The 14,145-nt window shown below is 37.3% G+C and carries 17 protein-coding genes; all 17 read left to right on the top strand.

Annotated elements, in window-relative coordinates; translation table 11 throughout:
- Positions 1–147 precede the first annotated feature (147 nt).
- The 17 genes from DXB43_RS14565 (at position 148) to fliD (ending at position 14,067) form a co-directional block, all read left to right on the top strand.
- Entirely contained in the window at positions 148–810 is a 663-nt protein-coding gene (locus tag DXB43_RS14565) for a hypothetical protein (protein WP_117947903.1), read from the top strand.
- 39 nt (positions 811–849) lie between these two features.
- Positions 850–1,350 (top strand): hypothetical protein, encoded by a 501-nt coding sequence (locus tag DXB43_RS14560; RefSeq protein ID WP_117842371.1) that lies wholly within the window; start codon positions 850–852, stop codon positions 1,348–1,350.
- A complete protein-coding gene (locus tag DXB43_RS15195) occupies positions 1,351–1,494 on the top strand; it encodes a hypothetical protein (RefSeq protein WP_158552137.1) in 144 nt (47 codons plus the stop codon).
- A 65-nt stretch (positions 1,495–1,559) separates the two neighbouring features.
- Positions 1,560–3,095: a hypothetical protein gene (locus DXB43_RS14555; protein ID WP_117947902.1), complete on the top strand. Its 1,536-nt coding sequence runs from the start codon at positions 1,560–1,562 to the stop codon at positions 3,093–3,095.
- A 25-nt stretch (positions 3,096–3,120) separates the two neighbouring features.
- Positions 3,121–3,645, top strand: a complete 525-nt coding sequence (locus DXB43_RS14550; protein ID WP_055171103.1) for a hypothetical protein — start codon at positions 3,121–3,123, stop codon at positions 3,643–3,645.
- A gap of 196 nt (positions 3,646–3,841) precedes the next feature.
- Positions 3,842–4,387 carry a hypothetical protein gene (locus DXB43_RS14545; protein ID WP_117947901.1) on the top strand — a complete coding sequence of 182 codons (546 nt, stop codon included), beginning with the start codon at positions 3,842–3,844 and terminating at the stop codon, positions 4,385–4,387.
- Between the two features lie 61 nt (positions 4,388–4,448).
- Positions 4,449–5,387, top strand: a complete 939-nt coding sequence (locus DXB43_RS14540; RefSeq protein ID WP_117947900.1) for a hypothetical protein — start codon at positions 4,449–4,451, stop codon at positions 5,385–5,387.
- Positions 5,388–5,446: 59 nt separating this feature from the next.
- Positions 5,447–6,484, top strand: a complete 1,038-nt coding sequence (locus tag DXB43_RS14535; protein ID WP_117947899.1) for a DUF4885 family protein — start codon at positions 5,447–5,449, stop codon at positions 6,482–6,484.
- 82 nt (positions 6,485–6,566) lie between these two features.
- Complete coding sequence (locus tag DXB43_RS14530) at positions 6,567–7,187, top strand: DUF6033 family protein (RefSeq protein ID WP_242994363.1); 621 nt, start codon at positions 6,567–6,569, stop codon at positions 7,185–7,187.
- Between the two features lie 32 nt (positions 7,188–7,219).
- Positions 7,220–7,789 carry a sensor histidine kinase gene (locus tag DXB43_RS14525; RefSeq protein ID WP_242986288.1) on the top strand — a complete coding sequence of 190 codons (570 nt, stop codon included), beginning with the start codon at positions 7,220–7,222 and terminating at the stop codon, positions 7,787–7,789.
- Between the two features lie 497 nt (positions 7,790–8,286).
- Complete coding sequence (locus tag DXB43_RS14515) at positions 8,287–9,477, top strand: DUF4885 family protein (protein ID WP_117699210.1); 1,191 nt, start codon at positions 8,287–8,289, stop codon at positions 9,475–9,477.
- A gap of 57 nt (positions 9,478–9,534) precedes the next feature.
- Positions 9,535–9,729, top strand: a complete 195-nt coding sequence (locus DXB43_RS14510) for a hypothetical protein (protein WP_117699209.1) — start codon at positions 9,535–9,537, stop codon at positions 9,727–9,729.
- Positions 9,730–9,749: 20 nt separating this feature from the next.
- Positions 9,750–9,914, top strand: coding sequence for a hypothetical protein (locus DXB43_RS15190; RefSeq protein WP_158561579.1), 165 nt, complete (start codon positions 9,750–9,752; stop codon positions 9,912–9,914).
- 313 nt (positions 9,915–10,227) lie between these two features.
- Entirely contained in the window at positions 10,228–10,941 is a 714-nt protein-coding gene (locus DXB43_RS14505) for a LytR/AlgR family response regulator transcription factor (protein WP_055306784.1), read from the top strand.
- Complete coding sequence (locus tag DXB43_RS14500) at positions 10,938–12,308, top strand: sensor histidine kinase (RefSeq protein WP_117699208.1); 1,371 nt, start codon at positions 10,938–10,940, stop codon at positions 12,306–12,308. Before DXB43_RS14505 ends, DXB43_RS14500 begins: the two co-directional genes overlap by 4 nt.
- Before the next feature lie 205 nt (positions 12,309–12,513).
- On the top strand, positions 12,514–13,290 hold the full coding sequence (locus DXB43_RS14495; RefSeq protein ID WP_197420875.1) for a FlxA-like family protein: 777 nt from the start codon (positions 12,514–12,516) through the stop codon (positions 13,288–13,290).
- 21 nt (positions 13,291–13,311) lie between these two features.
- The gene (fliD, locus tag DXB43_RS15560) at positions 13,312–14,067 is read left to right on the top strand and encodes a flagellar filament capping protein FliD (RefSeq protein WP_242986286.1); all 756 of its coding nucleotides are present in this window, start codon (positions 13,312–13,314) and stop codon (positions 14,065–14,067) included.
- The last annotated feature ends 78 nt before the right edge of the window (positions 14,068–14,145 follow it).

The following is a 14,145-nucleotide window of genomic DNA, read 5'->3' as shown; positions in this document are numbered from 1 at the left end:
GATCAAGTTTTGATATTAAGGCATAAGAGGATTCGATAAAAGGAAAATATCAAATTGGTGCATTGGATGGCATCACCAGAGAGTAGAGTGGCAGAAAGTCAGTAGATATAAAGGGATAGATTTATTTATGAACCGTGAGGTGGATTTATGGGAATCTCTTTTTCAAATATAGGAACAGTTGGAAGGGAACAGCTAATTACTTCTGGTAGTAATGGAGAACCAAACTGGTCTTATATTCCATCGAAAGGAAAAAGTACAAAAACGCAGACTGAATTTGTAAGTGAGATTAGGAAACTGGCACAAAAGGCTGCCAATGCTACTGATAAAACAGAACAAGACTCTATTTCAAGGCAGGTATTGCAGTTAAGGGCAGAATATTTGTCAGAGGTTGCACCGGATAGAAAGCAGTTGTACCAACAGGCAAAAAGTGCAATGAAAAATCAAAATACCAATCCAAAATGTAAAGGGATTGGAGAATTAACCTTATTGGATTTTTTGGAACAGGCAGAGGGAAAAAATCAGAATCTTGCAGATAAGCGGATTGCACTGGCAGGAGGCGGAACATTAAATTTCACTATTTTAACATCGGGAGGTTATGGTGTTCAAATTCAGAGTCAGGGCGTGAATGTATTGTTAAATACCGGTGCCGGCTGGGGGTATGAAATGACTCCGGCAGAACTTACAAGAAAAGATGAATTTTATTCCATTTACTGGAAGGAATATAATGCCGTAAAGAATGGTATGAATTCTGAATTAAAAGAACTACCGGATTATCTGGAGAAAAGACCAGTTTTTGAAGCGAAAGCCTAATGATAATAATGCAATTCAAATAAAAAGGAGTATTGATATATGCAGATTAGTTCCAACTATTCTATGAATGGTGTGTCATACGAAAACAGACGCAGACAGAATGATATTCCTCAATTTAGTACAGAACGTGCCAAACAGGAAAATGAGAGTATAAATCCATATATGGCAGATACGGATTTTAACGAAAAAGCATTTGATATGATTGGTCCGAATGCTCCGCAGGATGTAAAAGATGCATGGATGGAAGCAGCGAAGGAAGTAAATGCGAATGGTATGGGAATAAAGAAAAACGGAATGTTGAGCCATATATCACAGATGATGATACAAAGGCTGAATAAGCAGATGAAGGGCGAGGGCGATGTGGATAACATCGACATTTTGGGAAACACAACAGAATCTGCAATTCAGGCAACGAAACAGGCTTTATATAATTTAGACCATCCACTGGAATATGTCCCTAAAAGCATAGAAGTTCAGAGGGCTTGTATGAAAGAAAGAGAATTCTATGTTGCGTTTCTGGAAAGATTGGAAAAGTTATAATTGACTGGAACAGAAACGGAAAATGACAACGATGAGATGGCAAGACGAAAAGCTGTACAAAACGAATATCTAAATAGCCAGTTGGCGGCGGCAGCATATGAGAAAAGCAGTATTATTTTACCGGATAATCCTGTTATACTGTAGGCTCATCTTTTGACAGGAAAGCATAAGAATACAGGTAAGATATTTTTCGGGAGGAAGGATAAGAAATGGAAATAAACAGTAATCATTCTACATATGGGGCGGCATTTCGTCAAAAACCGATTTTTTTCATGTCTGGAAAGGAAACAGTGGCATTTTTTGAAGGGAAACTGAAGAAAAATATGACACTTCAGGAAGATACCTGTACACTTGGTAGCAATGACACTTATCGCAGACAGCATACCACCTATGAGGTTTCGGACAAGAAGAAGGGAAGCACATTTCTGGATTTGGATTTTCTGATTAAGGACGAAACCAGCAGTCTGAAAGGAAATCTCAGTGATAAAAAGGATGTGGATTTCTATAACTTTTCCATTCCATTTAATCGAACCATACAGAATTATTTTGGGGTTCAAATCTATATGGACATGCCGGAAGGCTGTGATTATGACCTCACCTTATATGATGAATATGGCAATCAGGTCGGAAAGGCAGAATGGGACGGAGAAGGACGTAAAACACTGACCATCCCGAACTGGGATACAAATACCAATAAATATTGTATCAAAATAGAAAACAAAAATGGGGAAGAAGTTTCTCCAGATGATTATTATAAAATCAGTTTCAAGGTTACGGAAAATAAAGAACAGGAAAAGACCGATGCCATAAGGGAGGCATTCGGGAACCTTCACGGTGCATACAGCCGGAAAGATGAAAATTGGAGGGAATGCCTCGACAAATATAATGAAGTCCTGATGGATACAGAGAAAAATTATACAAAAGAAATGGATAAACTCCACCAGAAGCAGTTTGAAAGTCTGCCGGAAGAAAAGAAATACAAAGGCGGGCGCACAGTGGATGAATTGTTGCAGAACATGGCGGAAGGAAAGACACTGGATGATGCTGAAATGGAGTATGTGAAGATTTTTGCAAACCTGAAAGATTTTGAGAAAGCACAGCAGAAGGCGGAACTGAAAAATGATTTTTCCGAGGATTTTGTAAAGGATCTGGAAAGCAAAGGGATCTCCCGTGATGAGCTGGAGGGAATGCAGATAAAAATTGAAAGCAATGGGAATGTAACGGTGAGCGGCATTGAAGACAAAGAGGTCCGGGAGCAGGTTCAGAAACTGGTAGAGGAAAAGTACAGTGACCGGATGTATCAGTATTACACAGGAATTGCTGACAGTGTGGGAAATCTGACGTCCAATACCTGGCAGTATGCCACGGATGTGCAGGAAGTCAGGCGTTACTTAAAAGGAGTTACGGGAGAAGATATTTCTCTGGAGAACCTTTATCTGACACCGGACGGAAAAATTGGCGGGTTGCCGGAAAAAGCCGCTAATCTGATCAACAAAACAAAAGACAATGCCAAGATAGAGCGGATAAAGGATGCATTGATAAATATTATAGGACATAACAGGACAAGCGGTGATCTGGGGATTCCCGATTTTACTTCGGAGTTTCAATTCAGCAATGGCGCTTTCTCTGTGGCAGACAGCGGTTTTACGGTGGATATGGCGGCATTGGACAGAAGGCTGACGCCCCAACCCCATGATAACATGTATTCGGATATGTATGAGTACAGTTTCAGGAAAGTATTATGATACAACATCAGAAGGAGGTAATTAAATGCGTATTGGTTCGGGAGTGCAAAGTGCATCGGAAGTATTTGGAAAGCAGCAAAATAATAGCAAAACATATGTTGCCGAAAATGAGGCATTTTCTCAGACATCAGTGAAGGTGTATTTAAAGACGGATGATATGTTGTTTTCAGGTGGAAATGGAACAGGTCTTTCGTTTTATATTAAATACGCAGAAGAGTCAACAGAGGATAATCCTGTAGTGATAGCCAAAGGAGTTGACGAAAATGGAAAAGAATTTGAAGAAAAAATTAATATTAACGATATTGATTTGAGAAATGCTTCTTATGTTGAAATGAGTGCTTTGGAGGCATATTATGATGTTGATAGGGGTAATGGTCTCAGCTCTTTTCCAGAAGAAACTGGTCACATGGGATTAAATGAAAGATGCGACCTTATATCCAGCTTTGAAAAGGTTATTCGGGATATGAATAAATTAGGAAGGTATGATTTGCAGATGTTTTATATGCGAAATATGAATACTTATCTAAATGCAAACAGTAAGCATAAATAGTGCTTAGTTATTTGAATATAGTAGAAAAAGTAAGCTTGGACTCCATAGGAGAGAGCAGGTGCGGTTCCGACTGACAGAAGAACCGTGGAAAGTTAATATGGGATTAGGTGTTGAAAACACTTTTATCCAAAAAAGTTGAGGCAGAAACTGGACTGGCATATAGAGAAAATTTTGAGCTGATTGGAGGAACAGAAATATGTATATTGGTTCTGGTCTGAATACCGTATCTTCATTGTACGGTCAACAAAAAAGTAATTATATGAAAGCACCTGCATCTGCGGAAAAGACATTTTATACGGCAGAAACACCAAAGGTATATCAGATATTCACAACAGATAATATGTTGTGGACAGGAGGTAATGGTACAGGTCTTTCTTATTGTCTTAAATATGCGGATGATTCAACGGATGAAAATCCTGTGGTGTTAGCGAAAGGTGTGGATGAAAACGGGAAAGAGTTTGAGAAAAGAATTTATATCAATGATGTTAATCCATCAAATGCTACAGTAGTCGAAATGCGTGCATTGGAGGCACATTACAAAGTGGAAAAGCAGGGAGGTTTTACGTCTTTGCCGCTTGAAGCTGGTAATATGGGACTTAACGACAGAAGAGATTTTATCGCAATGTTCAAAAAAAGCATAGAAGATTTAAACAAATTGGGAAGGTTTGACTTATCGTTGCTTTGGACGAAAAGTATGGATACATATCTTAATTTGCCAAATGCAAATAGTAAGTACAAATAAGGCTTAGCTATTTGGACATAGAAGGAAAGAGAATTTAAAAAAAACGAAGGAGATTGAGACAATGCAGTCAATATCAAGTTATATTAATCCTAATACAAGAGGACTTACATCTAATTACAAAAATACAGCTATTAAAGATAAGGAAACCTATAATGAGGCGATGTCGCAGCACTTACTAAATCCGGTAGAAGATTTGGTTCAAGTGTTAAAAACACCTATAAAATTGGCGAAGAGTTCGTCACTTAGCAGACAGAATAATTCTGTTAATATTGCGGAAGGGCAAAGAATCCGTGTTAATGGAGGTCATGTGCTTACGGTTACGGCGCATGGAGTAGAGGTTTCTGGTGGAGATAATCCGTATGATACACAATCATATGTAAAAGCACAGAGAATGGCAGATGCATTGGCATCCATGCTGCGAAATGCAGGTGGGACAATGACTACTGTAGCACATTCAAAGGAGGAATATGCCCGGTATACAGAGGAAATTACGGATGTTATGTCTTATCTGGGTGTAGACACTTCCAAAGATTTTACGGTCAATGGTATGAAATATAGCAAAAATAAAGATGGTTGGTATGAGTCAGAAGCGAACAGTGATGCGCAGGCGGCATATGAACAGTTAAAAGCGAATAACAGAACCTACCAGTTTGCAGATGAAAAGACCAAAAAGCAGATTGCATATATTAGTGATTATTACCTTCAGACAGTGCCGGAGAGTGTAAAGGCGGCGTGGCAGGAAACATTGGAAGAAACTGGTTTTAATCCATTTCAGACGGATGTAACCAGTACATTAACGCAGTTATCTGTAGAGCAGGATTTTCTGACAGGTGGTGATGACAATATTTTTGGTGAAACGAAAGAAAGTTGTTTAGCAGCTATCGACAAAGTATTGGAGAGAATAGAAAATCCGTTGGCAGCAGTTACAGAGGAAAGGGCAGCATATCTGCAGCAGGAAAAAGAATTTTATACCGTACTGGCATCTAAAATAAGAGAATAAAATGCCGGGAGGAATTTAAAGATACAGATTATAAGACTTATATAAGGCAGGGGGATAATATGGTTACTGTAAATAATTCTGACTATTATAACAACATTCCAGCTGGCAGGGATTTAAACAAGCTGCCCAATAATTCCAGCGCCGGTACAACTGTAGGATATCAGTATGATGGACTTACAGAGGAGGATCGTTTCGTACAAAAAGTTTTGCAGGAGCATTATGATAAAGTGTACAAAGAAAATTTGTCTCATTCTGATCCAATGGCATATATCGAATCAAAATATTGTGATGTGACCTCACCTAATTTTTGCTCATATATGACAGAAGACCAGCGTTCCATAGCTTACCGTACAGAGAAAAGAATGTTACAATCCGGAGGAAAACCTGTGGGTGGATTTGCACGGTATGATTATGCATTAAGGAATTACAAGGATGTATATACAGGTGGTTCAAGAAGTGTTGGTTATGTACGCAATACTGACAGGGAAAAACAGCATGCCAGAAGTGTTGTAAATCAGCAAATTTCAAATCTACTTTCAAAGAATGGGATATCAATATCAAAACAGGCAGATTTGGTATTTTCTATTGACCCATATACATATCAACTAACGGTGTCGGGAAATGCAGATAGAGATACATTATCGCAGATAGAAAAATTGCTGAATGAAGGAGATAATGCAAAAAATATTTGGACGCATGCGTGGATTTGTATGCATGATGCAGATAATGAAATTGTTAATTCGCAGGCAAATATGACAAAGGCAAACCAATATTCTTTATGGCATGAAGTGTATGAGACAACTGGATATGATGCACGCAATGCGACATATAAAAATGGTACTTTTATTGCAGAGGATGGTACAGATTTACTGGCATTGTTTAAGGAAAAATCTAAAAATGGTGCAGGGTATGAACTTTATTCTAAGAGATGGCTGCAATATGCTAAAAATGGCTGGAAGAAAGAAAATGATTTGGTATTAAAAATAGGATTTGACAGCAGTGGATTGTATGATATAGGGCAGGAAAGAGGATATGGAGCAACGCAGAATATGTGGATGAAAGGTATTAGTCAAAGTATATTTGAAGCTAGCGTGTGATCAATATTATATTGATTCTGAGAGAAATCCAACAGGTGGCATAGTTGGAAGGACTCCGAATAATGAAAGGAGATATGTTAATATGGCAGTTACAGGAATAGGAACTTATGCGTCATATACGAATAGTTATGGCAATACACAAAATGCTGGAAACAAAACGGGCAGGACATATAAGAATGCCCATGAATATAAGAACTATTTAACACAAAAATACGATTGTTTACGAAGCAGGGATTATTCCGTAAATATAAACAGTTCTCTTTTGTCAGAGGCTATGGGAGATGAAAAGACAAAACAATGGTTGGAGTACAATTTATCGCTAATACCAAAAACAATAGAACAGTCAAGAGCTTATGTGGCAGCAAGAGGAGCAAAGATACTGAGTTATAGTATTACTATAAATGGATATGATAGCATGAGTTCTGTAATGTGTACTCAAGATGAAGTTGATCCGGGAACAGAAAAAGCAAGGAAAGAACTTGAAGAAAGACTCGAGAAAAGGAAAGCAGAAAAGAAAGAGACAGAGGAAAGACTAGAAAAACAGCGTGCCGAAAAACAGGAGCAGGAAGAACGGCAATATAATCTGAAAATTGATGGAAAAGATGTAGATGACCTGACAGGAAAAATGGTGGAATTGCTAGGTACTTCAACTTCTATAGGAGTGACAGAAAATGGAGTTTCGGCATTTGATGTGCTGGCATAGAAACTGATATGAGTATGCCGGGATGTATTGACATGCAGAATGTATTTTTATTTCTTTCAGTGGGACTGGTTGCGATTAACCTTATCCTTATGGAGTTCATGCAGAATACCATTGAAAAAGAAGAGAGAATAAAAATTGCGGTACTTACGGAACAAAATCAGAAAAATCGTATTGCAAATTATCAGGACCGGGAAGAAATCTATGAGCGTCAGCGAAGAAAAATGCACGATTATAAAAATCAGCTTTCCACAATCCAGACATTGATAAAGAATGGACACACAGATGAGGCACTTTCATTTACGCAGAAGCTGACAGAGAGCATAGCTGTCGAGATGTCGGCAATCAACACAAATCATCCGGTGGTCAATGCTGTTTTAAACCAGAAGTACCGCAGCATGCAGGAGAAACACATAGCAGTGATCCTAAAAGTAGGGGATCTGCAGGAGATCTGTCTGGAGGAGGAAGAGATCGTGATCCTGCTCTCCAATTTACTGGATAATGCAATCCGGGAGAGTGAAAAAGTACTGAAAAATACCGGAAAAGCGGTCATTCATCTGAAATTAGAGTGCGAAGATCATAAACTGATATTTGCGGTAGTATGAACAGACAATGATATTCTGTATTTTAGAAATATAATATTTTTCTGTAGGATCAAATAATGTTAGCTTTGATGTTATTGGAGCGTCACCGGAAGAATGATATGGTTATGCAGGTCCGGTAGGAAAGAGTGGACTAGAAACAGCTAATGATGGAGAAACTTGGTGGGAGAAACGTCATAAGCGGTTGGAGGAATTTATTGAAGAACAGATTGAAAAAAATCAAAAGGAACATTTGATAAAACGTAAACAAATGGAAGATGTATATAGAAGTCGGACATATGAAAGTAAACAAAGACTGTCCAATCTATTGAATAACTCAAATGCTAACAGTGATAATGTCAATATTCAGTCATTGGTGTCAACAGCAGCTTCTAGTTATGAAAAGAGCATTGAGATGGTATCTCATGATAAAATCTGAATTATTACATGATTATAATCAAATTATTGGATGAACAATAATTTTGTTTATAAAATATTAGAAGAAGGAGGTTGGTGATATTATGAATATATTTTTTAACAGCCGAATAAATGCTAATCAGTCATTGCTTAATGTTCTGTTTGGTCAACAGCAAAAAGCGGCAAGCAGTCAAAACACTGGTTGTAGAGGCACAAGAGATACCTTAACGATAAGTGCATCGGGAAAGGAAAAACTGACAAAAAGTACAAGTGGAAGAACACATAATACAAGTATTGACAGTAGCATTGACTTAAAGTCCTATATAGTTTCAGCAAAAAAAACGAATCAAGAGCTCATTGAGAATGCAGGAACACAGATTAATGCGAAAACAAGTGAATATATGAGTACAGGTAAAGCATTTAGGGCGGCATTAACGGAAAAGTATTCTAAGCTTGCCGCAGAAGCAAAAACACATTCTAACCCAGAAAATTATATTCATTCCAAGTATTTTGATAAGAGTTCAGAGTATTACGAGACTAATTTGACTGATACAGAACGTAGGATTGCATATAATTATGAGATGCAGATGTGCCGGACAGGAAAAATAAATGGTGTAAATTATCAGGATTCTTTGTTCAGGGGAATTGAAGTGGACGGCGACAGTGTAGATTCGGATAAAATCCAATTTGAAAGAGCATTGGTAAATTCGCAGATTTCAAATATTTTAAAGCAGGCTGGTGTCGATACATCTTCTATTACGAAAGATTGTACTTTTACTGTCGATCCATACAGTTACGAGATAACGGTAGATGGCGTGGATGAAGAAACAAAGGTGTTGATGCAGAATGCTTTAAATGTAGGTAATAATGGGAAAAATCTCTATAAGCATATCTATTATTGCTCAACACAAGATGGCTGTGAGAGTTCTCAAGTAACAGAGGAATCAAAGATGAAATACGAAGCATATCATCAGGTTTATAGTTATACAGGATATGAATTAGACAAACTTGAGGAAAAAAATGGGACATATTATACGGAGTCGGGAGAGAATATATTAGACTTAGTGGATAGTGCAGTTGAAAGTTCCGGAAAAGTTCCGAAAGAGTTTAAGCAGCAAATGAATAATTGGATACATGACCTGGTTTCAACTATTTCAACCAGAGGATGGAACAATGTGCCAGATATGACTTTAAGCATTTTATATGGAAAGAGCAGCTTAAAGGATATGAACCAGTTGATTACATACCAGTATGAAGCTGATCGTATGAACAGACAATGGTATTCTGTGCTTTAGAAATATAATATTTTTTTGCAAACTGGTTGAAAAATTACGAAAAAAGGAGAACCCTGTATGGGAATTGGAATCATTCAGAATCATAGTCAGTATAAGAATATTTGTGGTAATTATACATATCATATGCCGGCTCCGGTATGCCAATCAAAAATGAAGGACTTAGGTGATGAATTTGTTCTGACGGAAAAAATGATGGAGACAATAATCTTTATCGTAATGCTTTTACGGGGGCATCTACAAGTGCAACAGTAAAAGGATACGGTTCGGGAGTTGTGGATTTATCGTTATTGAACATTGGCACCAATAAGAACAATCGTTTTATTGGTTTATTGAGTAATGACAGGGATGAGGAATATCGTCTGGCTGGCTATGTAGAGGAATTAGATCGTTTTTTGAATAAGGTATCAAATGGGAACGTAACAGTAGATGATTTATGATGTTCTGGCTTATAAAAAGGAAAATGGGACGATTCCAAGATATCAGATTCAGATGGATGTGGGAGGCAATTAAAATAAGTAGTATAGGAAGTCAGTAGTGCATGAATAAACTGCTGACTTCTTTTTTTGATAGATACAGTCACTCCCAGGAGCGTGTGCCGGATAAAACAAATTAACAGGAAGCAGATAAAGCGATATATGTGATATTCTATTTCACAACAAAAAAAGGTCTGTTCACAACATGGTGGCTAGCTATTTAAAGAACTTTTCCGATATTATAAATATAATTGTATGTAAGTAAGGAAGTGACAAGATGCAAATAGCAATCTGTGATGATGAAAAATCTATAGGATTGATATTAGAAGAAAAAATAAAGAAATTATTGCCAGATGCAGTAATAGATAAATATTTATCTGGTGATGAATTGATTGCAAGTGGTTGTGAGCCGGATATTCTATTTTTGGATATTCAGATGCCAGGAATGGATGGAATGGAAACGGCAAGGATTCTGCGTCAGAAAAATGAAAGAATGGTATTGATATTTGTAACTGCTGTGGAGGAGTATGTTTTTCAGGCATTTGATGTTGCAGCATTTCATTATCTGGTGAAACCGTTTTCAGATGAAAAATTTGAGGAAGTTGTGAAACGTGCAGTCAGAAGCATTGAAAAATATTCTGAAAATCAATCGGATGAAAAATACATGATGGTGCAGTCCGGAGGAAGCCATATGAAAGTGTTTTTGAAGGATATTGTGTATGCTGAGGTATATAATCGAAAAGTCATTATCCATACACGGGATACGAATATTGAATATTATGGAAAATTGCAGGAACTGAGTGAAATTGCGGGAGCAGATTTTTTTCGTACACACAGAGCCTACCTCGTACATTTCAAATATGTTCAGAAATATGATGCAAATTGTGTGACGATGGAAAATGGAACTGCATTGATTGCAAAACAGAATTATTCTGAGTTTGTAAAACAATATTTGAAATATAATCAGAGGAAAGGAAAAGAAATCGGATGAGTTTGGTAGAAAAATGCTGGATGGTTACATCGAAAATTTCTGTTATCGCACTCCTTATGATTACAGGAATCTATTTTGGAAAATTTGTTTGTCCCTATATAAAAAAGAAAAAAGGGGCTGTGGCAGTCAGTATTGTTTATATTACGATTATGCTTGTTTTATATATGATTCCGCCACAGATTGATAATTTTTCCGCATATCTGATTGGAGTTATAGCAGCGTTTCTTGTGATGTATGCAGAGGACAGAAGAAATATATATCAGAAAATATTTCTTGCAATTACGTTCTTTTCTATCCGATGGTTAACGGTTGCAATGGCAGCCAGACTTGATGATCTTGTTACAAAAGCACTTGTATTTCGGAATATGAGTGCAGAAAAAGTGTGGTTGCAATACGGACTATATGTTGGAACCAGAGTTTTGGATATTGTACTTTGTATTGCTTTTATTGCGGTTGCAATAGGACTGATCAATAAAGCGTATATATACAAAAAAGATGAAATGAGCATCAAAGAGATGGTAATGCTTATTATACCTTCACTTGTAGGCGTCACTGGGTATGGCATTTTACAATATTATCTCATGATATACGAAAGAGATACTGGAAAGAACTTGATTGTTACATATGGATTTTATGGAGCTTTAAGCTTTTTACACTATCTGATTTCCATAGTTGCTATTCTTGTTGTGATTGTAATGTTTCAAAACTGGAAAGAGATGCAGGAAGAACAGCGGGGACAAGAGCTGGTATTAAATCAGATCAGTGACATGAAAAAGCATATCGGGGAAGTCGAAAAGTTGTATCGGGATATCCGCTCCATGCGCCATGATATGGGAAATCATATACAGACACTGGAACATCTGGTGGCACATAATAATATGGATGATGCTACAGAATACTTGGAACATCTGAAAAATGAATGGGACGAGGTATCTCCGGAAATAAAGACAGGAAGTCCGGTAATTGATGTCATTTTGATGGAAAAGCTGAGAGAAGCAAAAGAAAGGCAGATTCGGTTTCTGTCGGATTTTCATTATCCGCAGAATACGAAGTTAAATGCATTTGATCTGAGTGTGATCATGAATAATGCCTTGAATAACTGTATGGAAAATGTAAGTGGAGATGATCCGTATATCAGTATTTCTTCTTTTCGGAAAAACAGTATCTTTATGATAACCATAAAAAACAGTTTTGGGGGTCAGCTTAATTTTGGTGATAGCGATTTGCCAGAAACAACAAAATCTGGGAGGGAACATGGAATGGGTCTGAATAACATTCGCCGGGTTGCCAGAATGTATATGGGAGATATATCTTTGGAGCAGGGAAATGAGGAAGTAATCCTTAGCATTATGATGCAGGTAGAATAAAGAAATAAATTGGCACTATGTATTTTGCAAATTACAGAAATATGTAGTGATTTCTTGATGCTTCACAACGAAAAAAGGGCGGTTCACAACATCACGGTTTATTGTGAAGAAAGATATGCCGAAAGAAAAAATAAAGAGAAATCATGTTATACAGATTTTCAGGAAACGGATTTCAGAGTATTAGCTCAAGGAGGACAACGAAATGATGAAAATTAATGGATTTAACGGAACGAATACGCAGACAGGAGCAATAGGAATGGCACAGGCGAATGATTCTGTGAGTAAAAATATTCAGAATCAGATTGCAAATGCACAGCAGAAATTGCAGGACTTATCATCAAATGAAGAACTGTCATTAGAGGATAAGATGAAGAAACGTCAGGAGATACAACAGGAAATTACAAATCTCAATCAACAGTTAAGACAGCACCAGATTGAACAGAGAAAGGAACAGCAGAGTAAAAAATCATCTATGGATGATATGGTGGCTGGTACAAAAAATACATCTGCAAAGAAAGGAACAGGCTTGTCACAGGCAGGTATGCGGGCAATGATTTCCGCAGATTCATCTATGAAGCAGGCAAAAGTGCAGGGTAGTATGGCAACACAGATGGAAGGAAGAGCCGGTGTGCTTGAGTCTGAAATCAAGCAGGATGCTGGAAAAGGCAATACCGAAAAGAAAGAAGAAGAACTGGCAGATTTGCAGGCAAAAGCGCAGTCTGCAACAGCATCACAGATGTCTTCACTTTCAGATGCAAATAAATCTATGGAAGAAGCAGCAAAGGCAGACAACCGTACAGATGCAGCAGAAACAAAGAAGGATCAAACGCAGAAAGCAGAGAATACACAGGAAAATGCAGATACGGCAACAGATGCATCAGAGAATGCAGATATCAAAACAGAAACAGCAGAAACAATAAAAAATCCAGCATCAGAAAGTGGACAGTCGGTAGTATATACACCGATCGATATACGTTTATAGTTCGGAAAGGAGGCTGGTGTTATGTCAGAAATCAAAAGTTTTAGTGATTATACAAGTAAATATAACAGCAATGTAGATTTTTCAGCGTTGTTTAGTGGAACGTCAGATAGTTCATCAGTAGGCAATACAAATATGCTTTCTGATTATGCTGCAATCAAAAATGGAAGCTATGGAAAACTTATGAAAGCATATTATGCAAAACAGGATGCTGAAAAATTATCGGGAAAAGGTGATACTTCACAAAAACTTACCTTGATGAAAACAAGTGCAGATTCTCTGAAAAAATCAGCAGATGCTTTGAATGACTCTTCTCTTTGGGAAAAAAAGAAAATAAAAAAGAAAGATGAAAAAACGGGGGAAGAGATTGAGGTAGAGGATTATGACTGGGATAAAATCACCAAGGCAGTAAAATCTTTTGTTGAAGATTATAATGATGTAGTTAAGGAAGCCGGAGAATCTAATACAAAGGATGTATTGCGAAATGCTTCATGGATGACTGGAATGACAGACAAAAACAGTAATATGCTTGCCAAAATAGGTATTACCATAGGAAAAGGAAACAAGTTGGAATTAGATGAGGATGCTTTAAAGCAGGCAGATATCAGTTCGCTGAAAACGGTCTTTACAGGATATAATTCTTTTGTAAGCAAAATATCGCAGAAAGCAACTGGTATATCGAATGCTGCAAACCGGGCGAGTGCAACCTATACAAATAATGGTACGTACTCTAAGACGGATGCTTCTTTGACATCGAGCAAGATAGATAAAGAAGTATAGAAAGTGTGGACTAACTTAGGGAGGTTGCTATGAAAGTTCAAGGAAATAGGTATATTAATAATCCAGAGATGATAAAAA

The sequence above is a fragment of the Roseburia sp. OM04-10BH genome, from assembly GCF_003462605.1.
GTDB lineage: Bacteria > Bacillota > Clostridia > Lachnospirales > Lachnospiraceae > Roseburia_C > Roseburia_C amylophila.
This window is presented reverse-complemented; position numbering and strand designations above follow the sequence as displayed.